Source organism: Thermotomaculum hydrothermale (assembly GCF_016592575.1).
Lineage (GTDB): Bacteria > Acidobacteriota > Holophagae > Thermotomaculales > Thermotomaculaceae > Thermotomaculum > Thermotomaculum hydrothermale.
In genome coordinates, this window is sequence record NZ_AP017470.1 from 815,904 (window position 1) to 840,432 (window position 24,529).

Here is a 24,529-nt window from a genome sequence, read left to right on the forward strand (position 1 = left end):
TTATTTCAAATTCTTTTCCTCAAGCCATCTTTCTGCGTCAATTGCAGCCATACATCCAGAACCTGCTGCTGTTATAGCCTGTCTATAAACTTTATCTCTAACATCTCCTGCTGCGAAAACTCCTTCAACTGATGTGTAAGTTGAGTCAGGTTTTGTGATTATATAACCAGATTCGTCTAATTCAAGCTGTCCTTTTAAAAATTCAGTGTTGGGTTTGTGGCCAATTGCAACAAAAAATCCATCTATCTTTTTTTCGAAAATTTCTCCTGTTTTTACATTTTTTAGTTTAACACCTTCAACTGCGTTATTACCTAACACTTCAACAGGAACTGTGTTCCATATAAACTCAATTTTTGGATTGTTTAAAGCTCTTTCCTGCATAGCCTTGCTTGCTCTTAGTTTATCTCTTCTGTGAACAACATAAACCTTCTTTGCGTGGTTTGTAAGATAGGTTGCGTCCTCCATTGCGGTATCTCCGCCACCAACCACCATAACCACTTTATCTTTAAAAAAGAATCCGTCGCAGGTTGCACAGCCGCTAACACCTTTGCCCATAAATTCTTTTTCACCAGGAATCCCCAGCCATTTAGCTGATGCACCTGTGGCAATAATTAAAGCGTTTGCAGTAAATTCTTTCCCCAGCATTGTTTTTACTTTAAAAGGATGGGTCTTTAAATCAACCTCTTCCACATGGTCAGCATCGATAGCAAGGCCAAATTTTTCAGCATGTTCTCTCATTTTAACCATTAACTCAGGTCCCTGAATTGATATAAAACCGGGGAAATTTTCAACCTCAGTTGTAATTGTTAACTGTCCACCAGGTTGCATTCCTTCAATCATTAATGTATCAATCATAGCCCTTCTTGCATAAATCCCTGCGGTGTATCCTGCTGGACCACTACCTATGATAATCAGAGAAAAATGTGTTTTTATAGTCATAAGCCGCTCCTTCTATAAATTTTTAGTAACCGTTTTATAGTATAATCTAACTACAATATATCAACAACTTTTTTCCTTTTTTGTTATAATCTTTTTGCTATGAGTAATATTGTTGACCCGAAAGAAGGATACAACCTTTACGCAAATAATTATCAAAATGATTACAGAAAACTTGAATCGTTTGATAAAGGAGAGTTTTTAAAATTATTGCCTGAAAGGGTAGATATTGCTGTTGATTTGGGAATTGGAGACGGTAGAATTGTTGACTATCTTAAAAAAATCTCTGAAAAATTTTATGGTATAGATATCTCTTCAAAAATGCTTGAAAATTGCCTTAAAAATCATGGAAACTTAGATTTAATAAACGCAGACCTTGATTTTTCAATTCCCTTAAAATCAGAAAGCGTTGATTTAATTACTGCATATTTTTTGTTTGTGCATTTAAAAGACGCGAAAGGTTTTATTGAAGAGGTTTACAGGGTGCTGAAAAACAATGGTCTTTTTGTTTTTAACCTTATTCACCAGAAAAAACCACCAGTTTTAAAGGCAGGCAAGAAAAAATTTAAAATTAAATCTTACTATCATATTCCCTCACACATTGAGGAGTATCTTGATTATTATTGGTTTAAATGGGAGAGAATAGATATTTTTGAAGATAAATTCTGGGTTTCAAAGATTTATAGGGCTGAAAAGGTTTAATTAAAAGTTATATTCGCTAATTTGGCCGTAATGGGTTATTTTCCACTTGCCTTCTTTAAAATGGGCGGTTATTTTATAAGTTTCATTATTGTTTACCGTGGCAATAAAAAAACCAATTCCAGTTATTTTAGAGTATTTTTGCAATTCAATCTTTAAGTTTTCCTGATTGTTATAGAAAAAATCATCCTCCTCAATTAGTAAAGATTTTATTTTGTTTGTGATATGGTTTTTGTTTTTCTGTTTTTTAAGCAAACTACTAACAATTTGAGGCTTTATGCCTTCTATTTTCATACTTGATAATAAATCCAGTGCTATTTTGGAGCTTTCTCCCTCTGATAAATCTATGGTTTTCATTAAAACAGAGTGTATGAGTTCAGGTTTCTGTCTGGTATTTAAAAGTGTATTTAATGTTTCAAGCAAAGCAGTTTTTATATAGTCTTTTTTTGAGGGATAGAAGTATTCATCCTCAAATATAGGTATATTTTTCTCTGCAGCCCTAATTTTATCATTTAGTTCCATAATTGCTGGCTCAACATCTAAGTTGTCCGATATAAATTTTAATTCTTCTGGGAGCAGTTCTCTTGATGCAGAATAGGTAAAATCTAATTTTTTTTCCTGTGGTTTTTCTTTTAACAGTTCAATAAACTTTGGGTAGTCAACTGTAATTTTAAAATTTTCTTTTGAATAAGAGTATATAAAATCATTAATTTCATTTTGATAAATTTCGGTAAATTTCCAGAATTCCTGGTAATCTTTGCCTATTGTATTTAAGATTTTATTTTTTATAACATCAACAATATCCATTAAATCAGGAAAGTATTTACGGTGGAATTTAAAGGATTTTGTAAGTAATGAATCGAGAATTTTAAAGGAAGGTAATTCATTATACTGGTGCAGCAACACTATATTCCCTGCAATTGAAGTTGTTATATCTTTAATAAATTCTATTTCTTCATTTATAAGTTTTAGTTTCAATCTGTTAATTATTGCCGATACATCCTTTTTCAATAAAGGTTTTAATGGTTCACTAACAAGTGGTTCAAGCTCTCCTTTAACATTTTTTGTTAGTATAAGTTCAACAAAATCACTGCCCTGAAATTTATCTCCGAAAAGTAGGTTTTTGTCAAAATTTAGAATCTTAATCAATGCAGGGTCGTCAAAAAGAAAGGTTTTTAGAAAATATTTTTTCCAGTTACTGCATTTTTCTACAAATTCTTGAAGTAAGAATGTAATTGATTCAAGAAGATTTCTTAATAATTCAGAATTTGTCAAAACAGTTTCTTCTTCGTCTGTAAATTTTACATTTTGTTTATTGTATTCAATAATTTTCTGGATTGTTTGCTCAACTTCACTTGGAGTTAGCTTATACATGTTTATTAATTCGCTTGAGAGTTTTTGAATCTCGATATCATCTTTGTTAAAAATAGAGGTGTTGGTTTCAGATATTTTTTTGTTTTTTATAGCATCCGGATACCTTGATAACACTGTTAAAATAAGTTTGCCAAGTCTGATATCCTGCGTTTTTTTGTAAACTGGGTTATAAAGTTTTATCCTAAAGTTAACAAAATTCTTTACAAACTCCCTATTTTCACTTTCTTCAACCTCTATGCCGTATAGCCTTGTTCTTATAATTCTGTGTAATTGTTTTTTTAAGTCATGGTTTAAATTTAAAACCAGTTCTTTAATCTTATTGTAGGTTTCTTCAGGGCTTGATTCTAATTTAATTAAATTAAATTCTTTCCAAAAATCATCAATATCAAGTATCTCTTTTTTAATCTGTACTTCTTCTTTTTCTTCAATTTGTGCCGGGATGGAGTTTTTTATTTTTGAAACAATCTTTTTGAAAAAACTCATTTAAGAATGTCCTTGAGGTTTATTGAGGTTTTTTGCTTAAACTGGGTGCTGAAAGAGGGTACTGGACCAGAGTCTTCGTCAATATAACAACTTAATACCCTGTGCATTGGGAAGAACACAGTTGTAGGAGTTATGGAGACTTCGCTTTCTTCATTTAAGAGAGAATTTGTCCAGTCGTTGAAAGAATGTACATCAATTCCTCTAATTGTTAAGCCTGCAGTATTAATATCTAACAAAATCCCCAAAACTTTTTCCCTTGGATTTTGTAAGTTAACGATTACTATACTTCCCTTCTTCATTAAAAACCTCTTACCTATTAAGATAAAATTATTATATAATTAACTTTATGATTTATCAATAAATTAACTATTTTTAAGGAGTTACAATGAAAAATAAAATTCCTTTACATATTCAAATTGTAATAGGGGTAATTTTAGGAAGTTTGGCAGGATTCTTATTCCCTCAATTTTTAAATTTTGTAAAAATTTTTGCAGATTTGTTTCTAAGATTATTAAAAATGCTTGTTATTCCCTTAATTTTTACCTCAATTGTAAGCGGGACAATATCAAGCAGGGATGCTTCTTCTGTTGGTAAAATAGGGGTTAAAACCTTTTTTTATTATATAATTACAAGCCTTCTTGCTATTTTAACAGGGCAATTTTTTGTTAATGTTTTAAAGCCTGGGGCAAATGCAAATATAACTCCCCCTCAAAATTTAGATATAGGGCATCTTGCGTCAAACTTTAAATACTCAGATATCCTATTGAAAATAGTGCCTGACAACATAGTAAAAGCTATGGCAAAGGGAGATGTTTTACCTGTTATATTTTTTGCCCTTCTAACAGGTTTTTTTATCTTAAAACTTAAATCTAAAAATAGGGATTTTTTAACTGATTTTTTTGAATCATTTTACGCTTTAATGATGAAAATAACAGAATTTGTAATTCTTCTTGCACCTTACGGTATTTTTGCTCTTCTCTATAAAGCGACAGCAACAAGTGGATTTGCTGTATTTAAAACACTTTTATTCTACTTTTTAACTGTTTTAGCAGGTTTATTTGTCCATTTTTTCATAACACTTCCCCTGCTTGCCTATTTGATTACAAGAAAAAACCCCTATGATTTTATGAAAAAAATGTTAACTCCCCTTTTAACGGCATTTTCAACAAGTTCATCCTCTGCAACACTGCCATTGACAATTCAAACAATTGAAAAAAATGTCGGTGTGCCAAATAGGGTGGCCGGGTTTGTTCTTCCCCTTGGGGCGACAATAAATATGGATGGGACAGCACTGTATGAATGTGTTGCAGTAATTTACATAGCACAGTGTTATGGAATACATTTAACTTTTTCTCAGCAGGCAATTGTCGTTATTACTTCTCTTCTTGTCTCAATTGGGGCGGCAGGAATACCAATGGCAGGGCTTGTAATGATGTCGATAATTTTAAAGGCGGTTGGATTACCAATTGAGGGGATAGGTTTTATAATTGCAGTTGACAGGTTTCTTGATATGTTCAGGACTGCAACAAATGTTTTTTCAGATTCAACTGGCACTTTGATTATTTCATATCTTGAGGATAAAGAGAATTGTTGCAAAGAACTGTAATTTGAGTAATTCTCGTTTTGTGCTAATATACAAAGGAAAAAAATTAAGGGAGAGGTTATGAAAGGAAGAGAGTTAAGGCAGAAGTTTCTTGAATATTTTAAATCAAAAGGACATACAATAGTAAAAAGCTCATCTTTAATCCCGGCAAACGACCCAACATTGCTTTTTACAAATGCAGGAATGAACCAGTTTAAGGATGTTTTTTTAGGAAAAGAGAAGAGGGATTATACAAGGGCTGCTTCCTGCCAGAAGTGTGTCAGGGCAGGGGGTAAACACAACGACCTTGAGAATGTTGGAAAAACGGCAAGACACCACACTTTTTTTGAGATGTTAGGCAATTTTTCGTTTGGAGATTACTTTAAAAAAGAAGCAATTGAGTTTGCCTGGGAGTTTATAACCGAGGTTTTAAAAATAGACAAATCAAGGCTTTATGTTTCAGTTTACAAAGACGACGATGAAGCTTTTGAAATATGGAATAAGCATATTGGAATAGATAAAAACAGAATTTACAGGTTTGGAGAAAAAGACAATTTCTGGCAGATGGGTGAAACAGGCCCCTGCGGCCCCTGTTCAGAGATTTTCTATGACCACGGGGAGCAGTATTCCTGTGGCAAACCAAGTTGTGATGTTGGTTGCGATTGCGACAGGTTTGTTGAAATATGGAACCTTGTTTTTATGCAGTATAACAAGGATGAAGAGGGGAATTTAACCCCTTTGCCAAAGCCTTCAATTGATACTGGAATGGGGCTTGAAAGGCTTGCAGCTGTTATGCAGGGTGTATTATCCAATTACGATACTGATTTATTTCAATCAATAATCCAGACAATTGCCAAAGCAAGCGGGAAAGAATACGGTAAAAATCAATCAGACGACATTGCTATGAAGGTTATTGCAGACCATTTAAGGGCAACTGTATGCCTTATTACAGACGGAGTTGTTCCTTCAAACGAGGGAAGAGGGTATGTTTTGAGAAGGATTATGAGAAGGGCAATAAGGTATGGCAAAAAGTTAGGCCTTGAAATCCCTTACCTTTACAACTTTGTTGATGCTGTTGTTGAGGAGTTAGGCGTTGCATACCCTGAATTGATTGAAAGCAAGAACAATGTCAAAAAGTTAATTAAAATTGAAGAAGAGCAGTTTAATAAGACACTTGAAAATGGGCTTAAGGTGCTTGAATCAATGATAAGTGAAAGCCCTGAAAGGTTAAGCGCTGAACAGGTTTTTAAGCTTTACGATACCTTTGGTTTTCCTGTTGATCTTGTTGAAGATGTATGTGAGGAAAGGGGAGTTAAGGTTGATAGAAAGGGTTTTGAAAAATTACTTGAAGAGACAAAAGAGATAACGAGGAAAAAGAGCAAGGTTAAGGTTGATTTAACCTTATCTGATGCCTTTAAAACACTTGAAAATTATCCTGAAACTATTTTTACAGGTTATAAAGACTTTGAGTCTGAAGGAAAGGTTCTTGCCATATTTGACGATTCTGGAGAGAAAGAGACCTTAAAACAGGGAGAAACAGGCTATATTCTACTTGATAAAACACCCTTTTATGTTGAATCAGGTGGCCAGGTTGACGATACCGGGGTAATTAAATCGAATAATTTTACAGGTGAGGTTAAACAACTTATTCAACCTGTTGAAAAGAGAAGGCTTCACAAGGTATATGCGGTAAAGGGAGAGTTAAAAAAAGGAGACATTGTTAAGGCAGAAATTGATGGGGAGAGAAGAAGGGCAATTATGAGAAACCACACTGCAACCCATTTGCTTCACGCTGCTTTAAGAAAGGTTGTTGGAGACCATGTTAAGCAGGCTGGCTCACTTGTTGACCCTGATAGGTTAAGGTTTGATTTTACACATTTTAACAAGTTAAGCGATAAAGAGTTGAAAGAGATTGAATTCCTTGTAAACAGGGAAATTCTTGCAAATAAAAAACTTATTATTGAGGAAATGCCTATTGAAGATGCAAAGAAAAAGGGGGCGATGGCTCTTTTTGGCGAGAAATATGGGAATATTGTAAGGGTTGTTCAGGTTCCTGAATTTTCTGTTGAGCTTTGCGGTGGCACCCATGTTTCAATGACAGGGGAGATAGGGCTTTTTGTAATTGAATCTGAAAGGTCTGCCGCTTCAGGAATTAGAAGGATAGAGGCTTTCACAGGCTTTAAGGCATTCAATTACCTTGACAATTTCAGAAAAGAACACTATGAATTAAAATCTGTTTTAAAAACAGGTAACGATGACATTGTTTCTCAGATTAAGAAAAAACTTGATGAAATTAAAGAATTAACTAAAGAACTTGAAAAGGCCAAAATGTCAGGGGGCGGAAAGGTAATAGAAGAAGATTTGAAAGACAACATAAAACTTGTAATAAAACAGGAAGACGGTTTAAAGCCAAACCTTTTAAGGGAGATGGCAGACAACCTTAAAAATGGAAGGAATAATACTGTTGTTTTTGTTGTTTCAAACAATGAAAATGGCTGCTCATTTGTCCTGTCAATTACCAGAGACCTTGCAAAAACATTAAATAGCGGTAAAATTTTAAAAGAAATTGCGTCAATATTTGAAGGAAGGGGAGGAGGAAACCCGACCATGGCACAGGGTGGTGGCAAATGGAAGGGTGATATCTCTTCAGTAAAGGACAAACTTATACAGGGTATTAAAGAATTAATATGAGGAAATTTATTTTAGTTTTTTGTGTGTTAATCTTTGTTTTTCCTGTTTTTTCACAGATTTACATGTATAAAGACAGTAAAGGGAGAATTGTAATTACCGATGCCCCAAAAGGTAATGTGAAAAAGTATAAGGTTTTTGGCAGTTCGAAAAAAAAGGTAGCAAATTCTTTTTCAACAAAGAGAAGGCCTGTTGCAAGAACCAATAATGTTTTAATAAATAGCCTTGTAACAAAGTATGCAAAAAAGTATAAAGTTGATGAAAGCCTTATACACGCTTTAATTAAGGTTGAGTCAGATTACGATATACACGCTGTCTCCCCTGTTGGTGCTAAGGGTTTAATGCAATTAATGGATAAAACGGCAAAGCTTTACAAGGTTAAAGACCCATTTGACCCTGAGCAAAACATAAGGGCAGGTGTGAAGCATTTAAAGATGCTTATAGATAAGTACAAAGATATAGAAAAAGCGCTTGCTGCATACAATGCGGGAGAAACTGCGGTGGAAAAGTATCAGGGGATTCCTCCCTATAAAGAAACAAAAAGGTATGTGAAAAAGATAATGGCTCTCTATACTGGACAGGATTACACTGTTTATGATACCCCGCAGGAGAAAAAAACAAAGCACAAAACAGTAATTTACAGATACTATGACTCAAAAGGTAGACTTTGTATATCAAATGTCTACCCATCAAATGCAAAAAAAGTTGAGGTTTTAAGGTGAAAATTAGCGTTTTAGACGCATCCCCCTTTCTCCTTGATGGCGGCAGTATATTTGGTGTTGTTCCAAAAGAAAAATGGGGCAATTTCTTTGAAGTTGACGAAAAAAACAGAATAAAATTAGGTTTAAATGTTGTTTTAATTGAATCAAAAGATAGAAAAATACTTGTTGATTGTGGTACATTTGATTCAAGGGAAAAGATAAGTCAACAACTCAAGAATCTTAAAATTTCTCCTGAATCAATTACCGACATAATTTTCACCCACCTTCATTATGACCATTCAGGCGGTGCGTTTGAGAAGAAATACGACACCATAATCCCTGTTTTTAAGAATGCAAAGTATTATGTCAATAGAATTGAACTTGAAAGTGCCTTAAATCCAGATGAAAGAACAAGGTATTTTTACAACAGGGAAATTGCCTCTTACCTTTCACGGTGTGGAGATACTATTGTTTTTGATAATTCCCTTTCCCTTAATAATGAGATTGAAATAATCCACGCACCGGGGCATACTGAAGGCCATAGCGTTGTTGTTGCCTATGGAGAGAGGCTTCATTTAATTGCAGGGGATATGTTTCCAACTTTTTATCACTTTGAAAAGCCTTACTTTATGACAGCCTTTGATGAAAACCTGAAACAAAACCTTAAAACCAAAAAGAGATTCCTTGAAATGCTTTCAAAGAGAAAATCAAGGGTTTACTTTTACCACCACAAAGAAAAACCATATATTGACCTTTAGTTTAAATTCTCCTTGCTTCAAACAAATTTTTTTTTATGTTAAACTTTTTTTGTAATTAAGAATATGAGGTGGTAAATGGCTGAAATTTTAGATGGAAAGAGTTTTTCAAATAAAATTCTTGATGAGATAAAGGATAGGTGCGAAAGAGAAGGGTTAAAACCGGGATTGGCTGTGATTTTAGTTGGAGACGATCCTGCCTCTGCTGTTTATGTTAAGATGAAGGAAAAAGCCTGTAATAAATTGGGGTTTTTATCAAAAAAGTTTAAATTGCCGGCAGATACAAAAGAGGAAGAGCTGATAAATTTGATTAGTGATTTAAACAATGATAATGAGATTGACGGAATACTCCTTCAACTTCCCCTTCCTTCCCACCTTGATTCTAAAAAAATGCTTGAATTAATATCCCCTGAAAAAGATGTTGATGGCTTTCATCCTGTTAATGCAGGAAAACTGTTTACAGGCCAGAAAGCCTTTATCCCCTGTACACCGAGGGGAATTATTGAACTTTTAAAAGAGTATAAAATCAAGATGGAAGGAAAGAATGCGGTAGTTTTAGGAAGAAGCAATATTGTAGGAAAACCTATGGCTCTTTTACTTTTAAACGAAAATGCAACAGTTACAATTTGTCATTCAAGAACAAAAAATATTGCTGAAATTGCAAGGAGTGCAGATATTTTGATTGCTGCAATAGGTAAGCCTTACTTTGTTAGTGGCGATTTTATTAAAGAGGGTGCTGTTGTTGTTGATGTGGGGGTAAACAGGGTTGATTCTCCTGAAGAAGGGGAGAAACTATTTGATAAAAACAGCGAAAAATTGAAAAAAATTGAAGAAAAGGGCTATGTTTTAGCTGGAGATGTAAACTTTGAACAGGCAAAGGAAAAGGCATCTTTTATAACACCTGTGCCAGGTGGAGTGGGGCCTTTAACAATTGCAATGTTGATGAAAAATACCCTTGAATCACATTTAAGGAGAAGAGGAAAGTGAAAATAGACCACATTGGAATTGCGGTAAATTCAATTGAAGAGGCAAAGGCTTTTTACGAAGCCCTGGGATTGGTTATTTCTCATATTGAAGTTGTTGATGAACAGGGTGTAAAAACCGCTTTTTTAAAGGTTGGTGAAAGCAATATTGAATTGCTTGAACCTATTAACGAATCCTCTCCTGTTTACAAGTTTTTGCAAAAAAGGGGTAAGGGAATTCACCACATAGCAATCAATGTGGAAGGAATTGAAAATGTGTTAGAGCGCTTAAAAGGTAAAGGTGTTAGGCTAATAAACGAAAAACCTGTTAAAGGAGCGCATGGAAAACTCGTTGCTTTTGTTCACCCTGCATCAACAGGTGGGGTATTGCTTGAATTGTGTGAAACAAAAAAATAAAGTAAGAGGAGTGAGTTTATGGCATTAAGTGTTTATCTTGACGGAAAATGGGTATCAAGCAGGGAAGAGGCACTTGTCCCTGTTTTTGACCACGGTTTACTATACGGTGATGGAATTTTTGAAGGCATCAGGGCTTACAATGGCCTTGTTTTTAGATTGGAAGACCATATTGACAGGCTTTACAATTCAGCAAAGGGAATTTCTCTTGAAATTCCAGTCTCTAAAAAAGAAATGATAGATCTGGTTCTTGAATCTGCAAGAAGAACTGGACTTGATGATTGCTATATCAGGCTTTTGGTTACAAGGGGAGTTGGAGATTTAGGAATTGATCCACGAAAATGTGCAAAGCCATCTATTTACATTATTGCTACCGGTATTGCACTTTATCCAGAAGATAGATATGAGAAAGGGCTTGATGTGGTTGTGGTTTCAACAAGAAGGGTAAGGCCTGATATGCTCAATCCAATGTTTAAATCTCTTAACTATTTAAACAATATTTTAGGAAAGATTGAGGCAAACAGAATGGGTGCAGATGAAGGTATTATGCTTAACGCGGAAGGTTATGTTACTGAGTGCACAGCGGACAATATATTTGCTGTAAAAAACGGAGAATTATACACCCCCCCTGTTTACCACGGAATTTTAGAGGGCATAACAAGAAAGGTTATTATGGAGATTGCAAGAGAGCACGATATACCGGTACATGAACAGGGAATGGTTGTTCAAAGCTTTTTATCTGCCGATGAGGTATTTTTAACAGGTTCCGGGGCAGAGTTAATTCCTGTTGTTACAATTGACGGAAAGCCTGTTAACGACGGGAAACCGGGGCAAGTGTTTAAGCAATTGAGAGAATGGTTTAAAGAGAGAACAAAGTATGATGGTATCCCTTTTAAATAAGTTTAAAGGGTTGTTTATAACCCTTGCCCCGTCTTTAGGCGGGGCGGTTTTAGTCTTAATTGGTTTTGATTTTTCCTATAAACAGGGGAATCTCTTTACCCCGAAAGCGGTTGAATTTCTATTTTTTATTTCGCTTTTATTTTTTATTCTCTATGTACTTGCCTACAGAGAAAAAAAGATATTGATTTTATTGTTGTTGCTAACTTTTGGTTTTTCGTTGGCATATTTTAATTATAGAGCTTACTCAACCTACTCTTACTGGCTTTCAACTGTTTGCGGGTTATTGAGTTTGCTGTATCTTGTGTGGTATAGGCGCTATAATTTACCTGTGCTTCTATTACTTTCAGGTTCACTTTCAGGTATGGTTTTTTCCTATGCAAACTTTTTATTCCTTTTAAAGCCGATGAATTTTGTAATTTTAATGGGAATGGCTCTTTCATTTTTAGTTACAAAAAAAGAGTACAGGGAAAAAAAGGATATTTCTGTTTACACTTATCAATACTTTTTTATTGTTTTTCCCGCATTATTTTTCATTTTAATGAAGTATCTTAAACACTACGGTATTTTTTATTTTCTTATGTTTTTGTTTGTTGTAATTGGAGAAGGCCTGAAAAATATGAAAGAGGAATAAATGCTTGAAAAAATTAAGCATTACCTTGATTATTTCCACAGGGATGTTGAAAAAGAGATAGAAAGGTTTGCAAAATCTATCCCGGAAGGAAGCCTTGTGCTTGATGCTGGTGCTGGTGAGGGTAAGTATAGAGAGTATTTTTCCCATTGCAGGGTTATTGGAGTGGATAATTGTGTTGGAGATTCTTCCTGGGATTATTCATCTCTTGATGTTGTTGGAGATTTACATTTACTCCCTTTTAAGGATAATTCATTTGATTTTGTAATATGTGTTGTTGTTTTTGAGCATTTAAAAAATCCTTTTAAAGCTATGAGGGAATTGTCAAGGGTATTAAAAAAAAATGGAAAAATGTTCGCAGTATTCCCCTTTATGTGGGAATTGCATCAAAGGCCTTACGATTTTTTCAGGTATTCTGAGTATGGCTTTAAGCAAATGGCTGAAGATGTTGAATTAAGTGTTGTTGAAATTAAACAGTTAGGTTGTTTTTTTAGAGTACTTCATTACATGGTTGCATCTATGTTAAAAGAATGCAAAAACAATATTTCAGTATTGCTTTTAACTATAATATTTTTACCTTATCTTTTGCTGTTTCTTTTTATTTCAGACATAATTGACAGATTGACTGGAATATGCAATTATACTCCTGGATATTCAATTATTTTAAAAAAATAGAGGTGGGTTATGAAAAAATTTTTAGTAATTCCTTTAATGTTTTTTTTAGGATTTACTCTCTTTGCTGGTTCTGGTCTAACCGTTATTTCCACATCATCGTCTTCCAAAGCGACTAAAAAATTAATTAAACAACCTGATGTGAAAGTGATACTTAAAGGAGGTAAATTTTTCTATGCAGAGAGATATTTAGGAGAAAAGGGGAATTATTATCTCTTTAAAAAAGATGGGAAAAAAGTAATGATTCCAAAATCTGCTGTTGAAGAGATTAAGTTAAGTATTGCTGTAAACAGTGATGGTCAAGGAGAAAAAGTAGCAATCAAAAAAATTAAAAAAAGGGGAAGACATATAAAAAAGGGGAAAAGAAATTAATTTTGACAGATTACAATGTAGAAAAACATATTTATGAAAAAGAAACTGAAAACAATAAAGGAGAAAAGGAAGAAAAAAAATCAGCAGGCTTGAGTGTCAAGGTTGAAAATCAGGTTATTGAGAGAAAGAAAGATACAATCACTTTTAAAGCAAACATAAAAAATGTAACTGGAATGGAAGTTGGCAAACTTTCAATAATTTTAAACATTTATGATAGCAAAGGCAAACTTGTTGAAAAGAAAAAGGTGTTCCTTGCTAACAGCTTGAAGGATGGGAAATCTGTTCCTTTTACCTACTCTTTAAAAGATCCAGAAGGGAAAATTACTCGATTTGATTATTCTTTTGAAGGCATTGTTTATAAGCCTGCAAATAAAGAGGAGTAAAATATGAAAAAGACACTCTTCATTTTATTTTTTATTTTCTGCGTTTCAGTTTTTTCTGCTGACTATTTCAACAGCAAGGCTTTGTTTAAGAAAATTGCCTATATGCCAACAGGTTTTACGAACGGGCTTGTATTTGACGGACAATCTTTCTTTACAACAGATAGGCACAAAGACATTCTTTATGAATTCAAAGGAAATTTTAATGATGGTTTTAAAATAGAGAAGTTTGTTGAATTGCCAGATTATGAACCTTCAGCACTTGATTTTAATGGAAAATTGTTTGCTGTTTCAGACCTTGAAAAAGAATTTATCTATTTAATTGATTTTAAAACCGGTGTTTGTGTAAAAACATTACCAGCACCATACAAGAGAATTACAGGACTTGCTTTTGATAAAGACGGAAATTTATGGGCTTGTATTTACAGAGGGAAAACAATTGCTAAAATATCAAAAAATGACGGTACTACTTTAAGGGAAATCAAATCCCCTTCTCCTACTGTATCTGCTATGTGTTTTATGCCCTCAAAAACGAGAGAAGGATACTTGTGGGTTGCTGACAGAGGTAAGGATAGGCTATACCTTGTTGATATTCAATCAGGTTTAACAATTTTTTATTTAAAGTCACCTGTGCCGTATCCAACAGGTATTTTTTATAGGGATGGCAAACTTTATGTTTCATGCTATCAGAAGGATGAAATTTATGTTGCTGATATAAACTCCATTAAAAACAAGTGTGAAAGGTTTGATATTAGAGATGCAAAGGTAACTGTGTACTCAACTGTTGAGTGTATGGGTACCGGAGAAATTAAGGATGCAAATGTTTACATAGCAATCCCTGAAAACAGAGATAATCAGGAATTAAGAGTTACTAAACTTGATGGCAAGTATGAATTGGTGAAAGACCAGTATGACCAGAAGGTTGCTGTTTATTCTGCCAAAGATATGAAAAACGGAGATTTTTTAAATTCTAAAATGGAAGTTGAGGGAAGGTTTTACGCAATTTCTTACAAAATTTTCCCTGACGAGATAGGAACAGAGAAAGATATTCCAGAAGATGTAAAGAAAGTTTATCTAAAAGATGATGAGAAGTATGTTTTAACAAGCCCTGTAATTCAAAATGTAATAAAAAAGGTAGTTGGAAATGAGAAAAACCTTTACTTTAAAGCAAGAAAACTTTTTGAGTTTCTTGCAGACAGGATAAATTACCAGATGATCGGAGGCTGGGATATAGCGCCTGTTGTAATTACAAGGGGGACAGGTTCCTGTTCAGAATACACCTTTTCATACATTGCCCTCTGCAGGGCGGCAGGGATACCTGCAAGATATGTTGGTTCTGTTGTTGTAAGGGGAGAGGATGCCTCTTTTGACAATGTTTATCATAGGTGGGCTGAAATATACCTTCCTCCAATAGGCTGGATTCCTGTTGATGTAAATGCAGGAGACGAAGAGTGGCAGGGAGATAAATGTTATTCATTTGGAGGCATAGCAAATAGATTTTTAATTACCACTGTTGGCGGTGGAAATTCCAAATATATGAAATGGGACTACAATGTTTCGGTTGATTATAAAACCATTGGAAAGGCAAATGTAAGGGTTGAAAGTTTTGCTGAGTGGGATGTATTAAGATCAAAAAAATTGATGAAAACTGACTATGATACAAATTTGAAATTTTATAATTTTGAAAAGAGAAGTTGTTTTTAGATGATTGCCTGTGTTAAAGGTAAGGTTTTTGAAAAAGAGGCCAATGCTGTCATAGTAATGTGTGGCAGCATTGGCTATAGGCTTTTTGTTTCTTTTCAAACTCTGTCAAAACTTGAAAAAGATAAAGAATATTTATTTTACACACATCATTTTGTAAAAGAAGATAGAAATGAACTTTACGGTTTTCTTGAAAAAAAAGAACTATTTTTATTCCAAAAATTGATTTCAATAGGGGGAATAGGTCCTAAAACTGCCCTTGCAATCCTTTCTCCTTTTAGTGTTGACAAGGTAGAGAATGCAATTTTAGAGGGAAATACAAACTTTCTTGTTAAAATTCCAGGAATAGGTAAAAAAACAGCTCAGAGAATTATACTTGAACTTAAAGGGCAACTTGTTAAAGACGAAAGTGAAAGGGTTGATATCCCGGATGAGGTTTACCAGATATTGCTTAATTTAGGTTATAAGAGAAAAGAGATTGATAGGGTATTAAAGGATATTTCTCAGTCAGATTTAGATACAAAGAGTGTTGAGGATATCCTTAAACTATGTTTTGAGAGGTTAAGCCCTATATAGTATTGAAAAATATAATATTTTTAAAAAAAATATTTGTAATGCTTTGTGATACAATATTTCAGAATTTAGCGTATGGGAGGATAAATGTTTAAGGGACATCCGAAAGGTTTAATGGTACTGTTCTTTACTGAGATGTGGGAGAGATTTGGTTTTTACACAATGCTTGCCCTTTTTACCCTTTATATGAAGCATTACTTTGGCTGGGATACTGATAAATCAGGCCAGGTTTATGGTTTATATCTTGCTTTTGTATATTTCACCCCTCTAATAGGTGGGTATATAGCAGATAAATATTTAGGTTATAGAAAGACAATAAATATAGGTGCAGCAATTTTAATGGTTGGTTACGCTTTGCTTGCAGTGCCTAATCCCTCTGAAATGTTTTTTTACTTTGCACTTATAGTTTTAGTTGTTGGTAATGGGCTTTTTAAAGCAAACATATCTGTTCTTGTTGGGAATTTATATGATAACAATTCGCCTTTAAAAGATGCTGCTTACAATATTTTTTATATGGGGATTAATATTGGTGCTTTTCTTGCCCCTCTTGCCGCAAGTTTTTTAAGAAATAAAGCTCCAATTTATATAAAAAATTGGTTTGGAATTAATGTAAATGGGTTTAATCTTGCATTTGGTGCAGCAGCAATAGGGATGCTTTTATCACTTGTAATTTTTAATGTTTATAAAGAGTTCTATCTGGATTCAGATAGGGTTAAACATGAAGAAGCTTCCCTAAACGGAAAAGAGATATCACCTGAGCAGGAAAAAGAAAGGATATTTGCTCTTCTTGTTATATTTTTCATAGTTATCTTTTTCTGGATGGCTTTTCATCAAAACGGGTTTGCTCTTACACTATTTGCAGATGAATCTGTAAAGAGAAGTATAACTATTTTTGGATATACCTTAACCATACCACCTGAACTCTATCAGGTTTTTAATCCTCTTTTTATTCTCATTTTAACTCCTGTTGTTGTAGGCTTTTTTGGTTATCTTGCAAGAAAAGGCAAAGAGCCTTCTACCCCGGCTAAAATTGGAATTGGAATGCTCTTAACAGGTTTTGCCTTTTTAATAATGGTTGCAGCATCATTGGCAGGTGGAGATTTAAATAATAACAGCGTATCCCCCATGTGGCTTATCTCAACCTATATGGTTGTAACTTTTGGGGAATTGTGTTTAAGCCCAATGGGTTTATCTTTTGTTTCTAAGGTAGCACCGCCAAGAATTAAAGGTTTGATGATGGGAGGCTGGTTTGTAGCAACTGCAATTGGAAATTACCTTGCCGGTTTTGTAGGAAGGTATTACCACAAATGGCCTCACAGTAAATTTTTCTTGCTTTTATCTGTTTTAGCCTTTGTATCTTTTGGGCTTGTTATGTTATCATTAAAGAAGTTAAACCATGCGACCAGGGAGGAGATAGATTAGGGAAAATATTATACAATTTTCCAAATTTTTGTTGCAAATAAAGTCTTTAATTGTTAATATTTGAATGAAATTCAATTTTTAGGAGGTGAATTTAATGAAAAGACTATTTGGGTTTATCGGTTTAGTCGGTTTGCTTGTTGTGCTTTCAGGGGTAGCCTGCTGCACCAAGCCGCCTGAGGAACTTGCCACAGCAAAAGATGCGGTAAAAAAAGCAGAAAACGCTTGTGCTGCTGACTATGTGAAGGCTGAACTTGACAAGGCTAAAGAAACTTTGAATAAGGCAACTGACCGCTATGAAAAAGGTAAGAGATGGAAGAAGTGCACTGAGACAAAAGAGCTTTCAATGCAGACCATTGAACTTGCAAAAAAGGCAGAGCAGGACGCTTTAGCAGAAAAAGAAAAGGCTAAAAAAATGGCTGACGAAGCAATTGCTAATATGGAAAAGTGCATTGAAAAAGCAAAAGCAGCTGAAGCTAATGTATATGCGAAGGATGAATTTAACAGAGCTCTTGCAAAATTTGAAGAAGCAAAAAAACTTTACGCCTCAAATGAATGCAAGTACTATCAGGTTAAAGAGATGGTTGAAGATGCTCACAAGGTGTTGAAGAACTCTATTGCTATGGCAAAGGCAGAAAAAGAAAGAATTGCTGAAGAAAAGAGAAAAGCTGAAGAAGCTGCAAGAAAAGCTGCTGAAGAAGAATTAAAGAGACATCCAAGAGAATGGACTGTTGTTAAGGGTGAATGCCTCTGGAAGATTGCTGGATACGAAAAGATTTACGGAGACCCATTCCAGTGGCCACTTATTTACAAAGCAAATAAATCTCAGATTAAAGACCCTGACTTGATTTATCCTGGACAGGTATTTAAAATTCCGAGAAATGTTCCTGAAGAAGAGGTAAAACAGGCTATTAAAGAGGCTAAGAATAGACCTTGGCCAGTAGAAAACTTCCTTTTTGACGGAAAATAATTTATACGAGGTTAGATGACGGCGAAGGTATATATGCCTTCGCCTTTTTCTATTGCTATGAGTAAATTTGAAATAGACCCACAAGTTGTTCCTCAATTTTATTCCAAAAACAACGAAATTATTAAATTTATTGAGAAATTTTATAATGTGAAAATTTCAGCAAGGGGACAGACTTTTAAAGTTTTAGATGCTGAAAAAGAGAATGAGATTGTCAATTTGCTGGAAATTATTGAAGTTTATATCTTAAAAAAAGGGAAAGTAACAAACGATGAGATTATTTCCCTGATTAGAATTAAAAAAGATGCACCGGATATTTCTCTTGATGAGATACTTGAAGTAAGTTCTATTGTCCCGTATTCAAGAAAACCAATTTACCCGAAAACCTTGAACCAAAAGCTTTATGTGCACCATATACAGCACAACCATGTTGTATTTTCAATAGGACCAGCTGGAACTGGAAAAACCTATCTTGCAATGGCTGTTGCTATAAAATACCTTGTTGAAAAAGCGATAAACAAAATAATTTTAACAAGGCCTGCTGTGGAGGCAGGAGAAAGCCTTGGATTTTTACCTGGTGATTTGCAGGCTAAAATAGACCCCTATTTAAGGCCTCTTTACGATGCCCTATTTGACATTTTGCCTGGTGATTTAGCCAACAGGTTCCTTGAAAGAGGACAAATAGAGGTTGCACCTCTGGCTTATATGAGGGGAAGAACCTTAAATGATGCATTTTTAATCTTGGATGAGGCACAGAATTCAACCTCTGAACAAATGAAAATGTTTTTAACAAGAATTGGATTTAACTCTAAGGCTGTTATTACTGGTGATATTACACAGATTGACCTTCCTTCGAGAAAACGCTCAGGTTTGGTTGAGGCACAGAGAATTTTAAAGGGCATTAATGGAATTAAGTTTGTGTTTTTTAATGAAAAAGATGTAGTAAGGCATGAAATAGTGCAAAAAATAATAAAGGCTTATCAGATTTATGAAGAAGAACAGGAAAAAAAGAAAAGTTGAATTTTCTTTTATAGATTTTATAAAAAAGTTTCATTCGGTTGATTTTTATTCAGCCCTTATTTTTGTCATAGCAACTCTATTGATTTTGTTGAATTTTTTCTCTGTCCAGACAAAAATCAAGTTAAAAGTAGGAGATGTTGCAGAACACGATATATACGCGTATACAGATTTAGAAGTCCCTGATGAGGTTACAACTTTAAAGAAAAAAAGGGAAGCAATTGAAAAAACCCCTAATGTGTACAGGTATTTATCAGACAAAAAAGATTTTGTAATTGAAAAAATTAATGCAATTAGTGTTTTAATAAATGAATATGAAGCTGCCAAAAAAGGTTTAAACAAAATAAACAATGTGGAGTTATCAGCACTTGAAGCACAAAAGCAGGGTTTGTTAGAGAAAATTACATCTATGGTGCCTATTGGTGAAGAGTATTTACCTGCATTAATTAATTTTTTTTCGAATGAAGAAAATCTAAATAAATTAAGAGATTTTGTATCATACATTTATTCAAGAGGCCTTGTGGAAAACAAAAGCCTGTTTGTTTTAAAGAATAATGAAGCAATTTTATATGATGTAAACAGGAACCAGGAGTTTCTAATAAGACAAAAGCCTGCTGTCATTGATAAAAAACAGTTAAAATCTTTAATAAAGGATTTTTTGACAACGGTAAAAATAAAAAAAAGTGATAGGAAATATATAAGGGATTTTCTATTTAACCTGTTTGAGCCAAATTATATTTTTGATTCAGAAAAGACGAAAGAAAACATTGAAAAGTCCCTAAAATCGGTGGAGGTTAGTTATTTAAGAAAAAAAAGGGGAGAAATTATAGTTAGAAAGGGAGAAAGAGTTAATGAAATAGCATATAAATTTATTGAGCAGCAAAACAAGGTTTTTAAAAACAAGATCACTTTAACAAGATTTCTGGCTAATCTATTAATTCTTACCTTGCTTACTTTTTTAGGTTACAGACTAACAAGATTATACAGGCAGAAAATAGGAAAAGATAAAAAATATGTTTTCCCTTTAATAATGGCGGTAAACACATTGGGAATAATTGTAATTAAAGGCTCTATATTTATTTTTGGCCTTGTAGAAAGATCTCTTCAATTTCAGTCATTATTACAAAATGGGATAATTTTCTTTGCTATTCCTTTTGTTTTTCCTGTATCTTTAACAGCTGTTTTAGTTGACGGTTTTGCTGCTTTAATTGTCTCATTTTTCTTAACTGTACTGGTAATTCTTTTAACAGCTGGAAATATTAAGCTTGTTCTTTTTACTATCTTTTCTTCCATTACTGTTATTTATCTTTTAAGAAAAACTACAAGAAGCAGTTCATTAATGCTTGCTTCTCTTATTTTAGGTTTTTTTAATTTTGTAATTGCTTTTCTAATACTCTTTTATTATGGCTTGGAAATTAGTTCAGGGTTGGTAATATCATTACTTTTAATAACGGTAATTGGCTCAATATTTTCAGGTGGGCTTGTAAGCACCTTTTCACCTCTGTTTGAGTCTATGTTTAAGATAGTTTCCGATATGAAGTTATCAGAATTATCAACTATGGATAATCCACTTTTAAAAGAATTGTCAATGTCTGCTCCAGGCACATACCAGCATTCAGTTAGGGTTGCGAATCTTGCAGAAGCTGCTGCTCAAAGAGTAGGTGCAAATGCTTTGCTTGTTAAAGTTGGCGCATATTACCATGATATTGGTAAAACAAAAAAGCCTGATTACTTTATTGAAAATTTACGACCGGGAGAAGAAAACAAACACACAAGACTTGCACCTAAAATAAGTGCTTTAATCTTGAAGAACCATGTAAAAGATGGTGTAGATATGGCTGAGGAGTATGGTTTACCTGAGGTTGTCATAAGTTTTATAAAAGAACATCATGGTACAAAATTAATGACTTTTTTCTACAACAAAGCCTTAAATATGGCTGAAGAAAGTGGGGAAGAGGTTGTTGAAGAAGAATACAGATATCCTGGGCCAAAACCATCCTCAAAGGAGACAGCAATTTTAATGATTGCTGATGCAATTGAAGCTGCATCAAGAACTTTGAATTCCCCCGCTACACCTGGGAAAATACAGCACCTTGTTGATAGAATTGTTAAGGATATAATTGATGACGGGCAACTTTCAGATAGTGATTTAACATTCAAGGAGTTGACTGAAATAAAAAATAGTTTTGTGGAAAGTCTAACTGCTTATTTTCATACAAGGGTTGATTATCCAGGATTTGATTTTAATAAACAACAAGATGAAGATAAAAACGAGGCTGAAAATAAGCATAATGAAAAAGAGGGCAAAAAGGGAAATAAATGAGTGAACTGGATTTTTCCATAAATACTTCTGATTGTAAAAATATAGATGAAGTAATTTCCGAATTCTGGGAAAGCCTGAAAAAAGAAATATCACATCTTTTACCAGATAGATTTTTAATTGAAGTTTCAATAGTTAGTGATGAGGAGATTAGGAGACTAAATAAAGATTACAGAGGGAAGGACTATGTGACGGATGTACTAAGTTTTGAAGACGGAGACACACTTCCAGATGGCAGAGTTTTTCTGGGAAGTATAGCGATTGCATGTGAAAGGGCAAAAAAACAGGCTGAAGAAATAGGAAATTCTTTTGAAGAAGAGCTGAGGTTTTTGTTTATGCACGGGGTTTTGCATCTTTTAGGCTTTGACCATGAAACAGACAATGGTGGAATGCTGAATTTACAAAAAGTTTTAAAAAACAAGTTAAAACCTTTTTTTACAATTTTGGAGGAGTAAATGGAAAATATTTTTTTAGTTTTTATTATAATTTTCCGTTTAATCAGTGTTGCATTAAAGTTTGCATACAATAATTTAACTTTAATTGATTTGAAAAAAATTTCAGAAAAAGAGGAAGATGTAGAAAAGATACTTGAAACAAGGATTTCAATGCAATTTGTTTCTTCTTTTTTAAACGAATTAACTGTTATATTTTTAGGGTTGTTATTCTATTTGAAAATTTCTGATATTAAAAAAGCAATTTTGTTAGTGGTTATATACCTTTTAATTGAGAAAGTGATTGTAGGTTTATTGGGGTTTATTAGCAGGGAAAAAATAGTAAAAATGCTAATGCCTGTTTTATCCCCCTTATACTTTGTTGTAAAGGTTTTTGTTTTCCCAGCATACAAACTTTCTTTATTTTTGATAAAAAAAGAAGATATAAGGCTTGACGATGAAGAGGACAAAGAAGACGAAGAAAGGGCTTTTATAGATGTTGCAACAGAAGAGGGAATTATTGAAGAGGGAGAGAAAGATTTAATTAAGGGAGTTTTGGAGTTTGGAGACACAATCGTTAGAGAGGTTATGACTCCACGAACTGATATAATTGCGGTACAGGAAAGTATTTCTTATGAAAGTTTAATTGAAAAGTTTAAAGAAGCAAAGCATTCAAGGTTACCAGTTTTCAGGGATTCAATTGATAATATTATTGGGATAGTGCATTTAAAAGACATTCTTGCAAGTGAAAAAGAAAAATTTAATTTATCAAAAATAATTCAAAAGCCTTATTTTATTCCTGAAACAAAAAAGGTTCTTGAGTTGTTAAGGGAGATGCAAAACAATAAACTAAAAATGGCTATTGTATTAGATGAATACGGTGGGACTGCTGGAGTGGTAACTATTGAAGATCTTGTAGAAGAGATTGTTGGAGAGATAGATGACGAACATGATATAGCCAGAAATGTTATTCAGAAAATAAATGAAACAACCTACATCGTTGATGGAAGTTGTAATATACACTTTTTTGCCGAAGAGACAGGGATTGAACTTGATTTTGAGGATGTTGATACATTGGGCGGCGTGGTTTTTACTATTTTTGGGAGAATACCACAAGAGGGGGAAAGTGTAGAATATGAAAATATTAAAATAACTGTTGAAAAAATGACAAATAGACGAGTAAAAACAATAAAAGTAGAATTATTAAATAAGGAGAATGAAAATGACTAAATTTGGAGAAGTTGCTCTAATAGGAAGGCCTAATGCAGGCAAATCAACACTATTAAACTATCTTTTAGGGAGAAAAATATCAATTGTTTCAGACAAACCTCAAACAACAAGGCATAGAATATTAGGTGTATTAACTGAAAAGGACTACCAGCTGGTCTTTGTTGATTTACCAGGCTTTCATAAACCGGTTTATGAAATGAATAAAGTGATGATGCAAAATGTTTACAGTGAACTTGATACTGCAGATGTAATACTTTACATAATTGACGCTTCTGTTCCTATTGGAAACGGAGAAAGGTTCTTAATGAATACCTTAAAAGAGGTCAATAAACCTAAGGTTGTTGCCTTAAACAAGATTGATGTAATTAAAAAATCACGAGTATTACCTTTAATTGATGAGTTAAAGGATATGGGCTTTGAGGAGATTGTGCCTATTTCTGCATCTGCAGGAATAAATATTGATGATTTGCTTGAGGCTGTTTTGAAGTATGTTCCGGAAGGTGAATTTCAATACGATACGGAATACATTACCAACATAAACGAGAGGCTTTACATTGCCGAAATAGTTAGAGAAAAGGTTTTAAAGTATACGAGAGATGAATTACCTTACACCACTTATGTTGAAGTCAGACAGATTAACCACTATGAAGAATATATTGAAATTTTCTGCGATATAATTGTGGAAAAGAAATCTCAAAAGCCAATCCTGATAGGTAAGGGCGGTAGTATGATTAAAAAAATCAGGGTAGAGTCAGAGGCTGAACTTAGAGAATACTTTGGGAAAGAGGTTTCACTTGAATTATTTGTCAGGGTTGAAAAAATGTGGAGACAAAAAGGTAAATACCTTCAGCAGTTTAATATTTAGGGGTTTAGGGTTCAAGATTTCAGGTTTTGGGTATCTCGTCCTGAAAAAAGTGGGACATTGATTTGCAGATGTTAAAGCTTAACTTTTTAATTTATATAACCATTTTTCTTACTCTTTACAAGAATGTTAAGACATGCTAAACTATTTTGTCCCATTTAGGGCATAGTATAAAAAATTTGGAGGTGGCTGATGCTTACGAAAGAAAGAAAATCGGAGATTATCGGCGCCTTCGGGAAACACGATAAAGACACGGGTTCCCCCGAGGTGCAGATAGCTTTAATTACTGAGAGGATTAACTATTTAACAGAACATTTTAAGGTACACAAAAAAGACTTTCATTCAAGAAGAGGTCTTTTAAAGCTTGTATCTCAAAGAAAGAAATTGCTTGAATACCTAAAGAGAAAAGACTTTAACAGGTATAGAGACATTGTTAACAAATTAGGTTTAAGAAAATAATAAA

Annotated in this window: 25 protein-coding genes; 22 read left to right on the forward strand and 3 right to left on the reverse strand. The window is 33.7% G+C overall.

Annotated features, from left to right (window positions below; translation table 11 throughout):
• Positions 1-939 carry a thioredoxin-disulfide reductase gene (gene trxB, locus TTHT_RS03755; protein WP_201328702.1) on the reverse strand — a complete coding sequence of 313 codons (939 nt, stop codon included), beginning with the start codon at positions 937-939 and terminating at the stop codon, positions 1-3.
• A 99-nt stretch (positions 940-1,038) separates the two neighbouring features.
• Between trxB and TTHT_RS03760 the strand changes: the two genes are divergently transcribed.
• Positions 1,039-1,638: a class I SAM-dependent methyltransferase gene (locus tag TTHT_RS03760; protein ID WP_201328703.1), complete on the forward strand. Its 600-nt coding sequence runs from the start codon at positions 1,039-1,041 to the stop codon at positions 1,636-1,638.
• Here the strand turns inward: TTHT_RS03760 and TTHT_RS03765 are convergent, their stop codons facing one another.
• Together TTHT_RS03765 and TTHT_RS03770 are read right to left on the reverse strand one after the other, a co-directional pair.
• On the reverse strand, positions 1,639-3,492 hold the full coding sequence (locus TTHT_RS03765) for a hypothetical protein (protein ID WP_201328704.1): 1,854 nt from the start codon (positions 3,490-3,492) through the stop codon (positions 1,639-1,641).
• Positions 3,489-3,791: a hypothetical protein gene (locus TTHT_RS03770; RefSeq protein ID WP_201328705.1), complete on the reverse strand. Its 303-nt coding sequence runs from the start codon at positions 3,789-3,791 to the stop codon at positions 3,489-3,491. Before TTHT_RS03770 ends, TTHT_RS03765 begins: the two co-directional genes overlap by 4 nt.
• 86 nt (positions 3,792-3,877) lie before the next feature.
• On the opposite strand from TTHT_RS03770, the gene TTHT_RS03775 reads away from it, so the two are divergent.
• The 21 genes from TTHT_RS03775 (at position 3,878) to rpsO (ending at position 24,525) form a co-directional block, all read left to right on the forward strand.
• Positions 3,878-5,098 carry a dicarboxylate/amino acid:cation symporter gene (locus tag TTHT_RS03775; protein ID WP_201328706.1) on the forward strand — a complete coding sequence of 407 codons (1,221 nt, stop codon included), beginning with the start codon at positions 3,878-3,880 and terminating at the stop codon, positions 5,096-5,098.
• A gap of 57 nt (positions 5,099-5,155) precedes the next feature.
• Positions 5,156-7,765 carry an alanine--tRNA ligase gene (gene alaS, locus TTHT_RS03780; protein WP_201328707.1) on the forward strand — a complete coding sequence of 870 codons (2,610 nt, stop codon included), beginning with the start codon at positions 5,156-5,158 and terminating at the stop codon, positions 7,763-7,765.
• Complete coding sequence (locus TTHT_RS03785; RefSeq protein WP_201328708.1) at positions 7,762-8,484, forward strand: lytic transglycosylase domain-containing protein; 723 nt, start codon at positions 7,762-7,764, stop codon at positions 8,482-8,484. Before alaS ends, TTHT_RS03785 begins: the two co-directional genes overlap by 4 nt.
• Positions 8,481-9,221, forward strand: coding sequence for an MBL fold metallo-hydrolase (locus TTHT_RS03790; RefSeq protein ID WP_201328709.1), 741 nt, complete (start codon positions 8,481-8,483; stop codon positions 9,219-9,221). Before TTHT_RS03785 ends, TTHT_RS03790 begins: the two co-directional genes overlap by 4 nt.
• Before the next feature lie 75 nt (positions 9,222-9,296).
• A complete protein-coding gene (gene folD / locus TTHT_RS03795; protein WP_201328710.1) occupies positions 9,297-10,205 on the forward strand; it encodes a bifunctional methylenetetrahydrofolate dehydrogenase/methenyltetrahydrofolate cyclohydrolase FolD in 909 nt (302 codons plus the stop codon).
• Positions 10,202-10,597, forward strand: coding sequence for a methylmalonyl-CoA epimerase (mce, locus tag TTHT_RS03800; RefSeq protein ID WP_201328711.1), 396 nt, complete (start codon positions 10,202-10,204; stop codon positions 10,595-10,597). The genes folD and mce overlap by 4 nt, the downstream gene beginning before the upstream one ends.
• A gap of 18 nt (positions 10,598-10,615) precedes the next feature.
• Positions 10,616-11,494 (forward strand): branched-chain-amino-acid transaminase, encoded by an 879-nt coding sequence (gene ilvE, locus TTHT_RS03805; RefSeq protein ID WP_201328712.1) that lies wholly within the window; start codon positions 10,616-10,618, stop codon positions 11,492-11,494.
• Positions 11,472-12,125 (forward strand): hypothetical protein, encoded by a 654-nt coding sequence (locus TTHT_RS03810; RefSeq protein ID WP_201328713.1) that lies wholly within the window; start codon positions 11,472-11,474, stop codon positions 12,123-12,125. The genes ilvE and TTHT_RS03810 overlap by 23 nt, the downstream gene beginning before the upstream one ends.
• A complete protein-coding gene (locus TTHT_RS03815) occupies positions 12,126-12,797 on the forward strand; it encodes a class I SAM-dependent methyltransferase (RefSeq protein WP_201328714.1) in 672 nt (223 codons plus the stop codon).
• A 9-nt stretch (positions 12,798-12,806) separates the two neighbouring features.
• On the forward strand, positions 12,807-13,166 hold the full coding sequence (locus tag TTHT_RS03820; protein WP_201328715.1) for a hypothetical protein: 360 nt from the start codon (positions 12,807-12,809) through the stop codon (positions 13,164-13,166).
• Positions 13,167-13,168: 2 nt separating this feature from the next.
• Positions 13,169-13,549: an FxLYD domain-containing protein gene (locus TTHT_RS03825; RefSeq protein WP_201328716.1), complete on the forward strand. Its 381-nt coding sequence runs from the start codon at positions 13,169-13,171 to the stop codon at positions 13,547-13,549.
• A gap of 3 nt (positions 13,550-13,552) precedes the next feature.
• Positions 13,553-15,250, forward strand: a complete 1,698-nt coding sequence (locus tag TTHT_RS03830; protein ID WP_201328717.1) for a transglutaminase domain-containing protein — start codon at positions 13,553-13,555, stop codon at positions 15,248-15,250.
• Positions 15,251-15,823: a Holliday junction branch migration protein RuvA gene (gene ruvA / locus TTHT_RS03835; RefSeq protein WP_201328718.1), complete on the forward strand. Its 573-nt coding sequence runs from the start codon at positions 15,251-15,253 to the stop codon at positions 15,821-15,823.
• An 84-nt stretch (positions 15,824-15,907) separates the two neighbouring features.
• A complete protein-coding gene (locus TTHT_RS03840) occupies positions 15,908-17,242 on the forward strand; it encodes a peptide MFS transporter (protein WP_201328719.1) in 1,335 nt (444 codons plus the stop codon).
• A 94-nt stretch (positions 17,243-17,336) separates the two neighbouring features.
• The gene (locus TTHT_RS03845; protein ID WP_201328720.1) at positions 17,337-18,209 is read left to right on the forward strand and encodes a LysM peptidoglycan-binding domain-containing protein; all 873 of its coding nucleotides are present in this window, start codon (positions 17,337-17,339) and stop codon (positions 18,207-18,209) included.
• 15 nt (positions 18,210-18,224) lie between these two features.
• Positions 18,225-19,226 (forward strand): PhoH family protein, encoded by a 1,002-nt coding sequence (locus TTHT_RS03850; RefSeq protein WP_201328721.1) that lies wholly within the window; start codon positions 18,225-18,227, stop codon positions 19,224-19,226.
• Positions 19,195-21,546, forward strand: a complete 2,352-nt coding sequence (locus tag TTHT_RS03855) for an HD family phosphohydrolase (RefSeq protein WP_201328722.1) — start codon at positions 19,195-19,197, stop codon at positions 21,544-21,546. Before TTHT_RS03850 ends, TTHT_RS03855 begins: the two co-directional genes overlap by 32 nt.
• Positions 21,543-21,998, forward strand: coding sequence for an rRNA maturation RNase YbeY (gene ybeY / locus TTHT_RS03860; protein WP_201328723.1), 456 nt, complete (start codon positions 21,543-21,545; stop codon positions 21,996-21,998). The genes TTHT_RS03855 and ybeY overlap by 4 nt, the downstream gene beginning before the upstream one ends.
• Positions 21,999-23,204 carry a hemolysin family protein gene (locus TTHT_RS03865; RefSeq protein WP_201328724.1) on the forward strand — a complete coding sequence of 402 codons (1,206 nt, stop codon included), beginning with the start codon at positions 21,999-22,001 and terminating at the stop codon, positions 23,202-23,204.
• Positions 23,197-24,069, forward strand: coding sequence for a GTPase Era (era, locus tag TTHT_RS03870; protein ID WP_201328725.1), 873 nt, complete (start codon positions 23,197-23,199; stop codon positions 24,067-24,069). Before TTHT_RS03865 ends, era begins: the two co-directional genes overlap by 8 nt.
• Before the next feature lie 189 nt (positions 24,070-24,258).
• Entirely contained in the window at positions 24,259-24,525 is a 267-nt protein-coding gene (gene rpsO / locus TTHT_RS03875) for a 30S ribosomal protein S15 (protein WP_408033903.1), read from the forward strand.
• Positions 24,526-24,529: the final 4 nt, after the last annotated feature.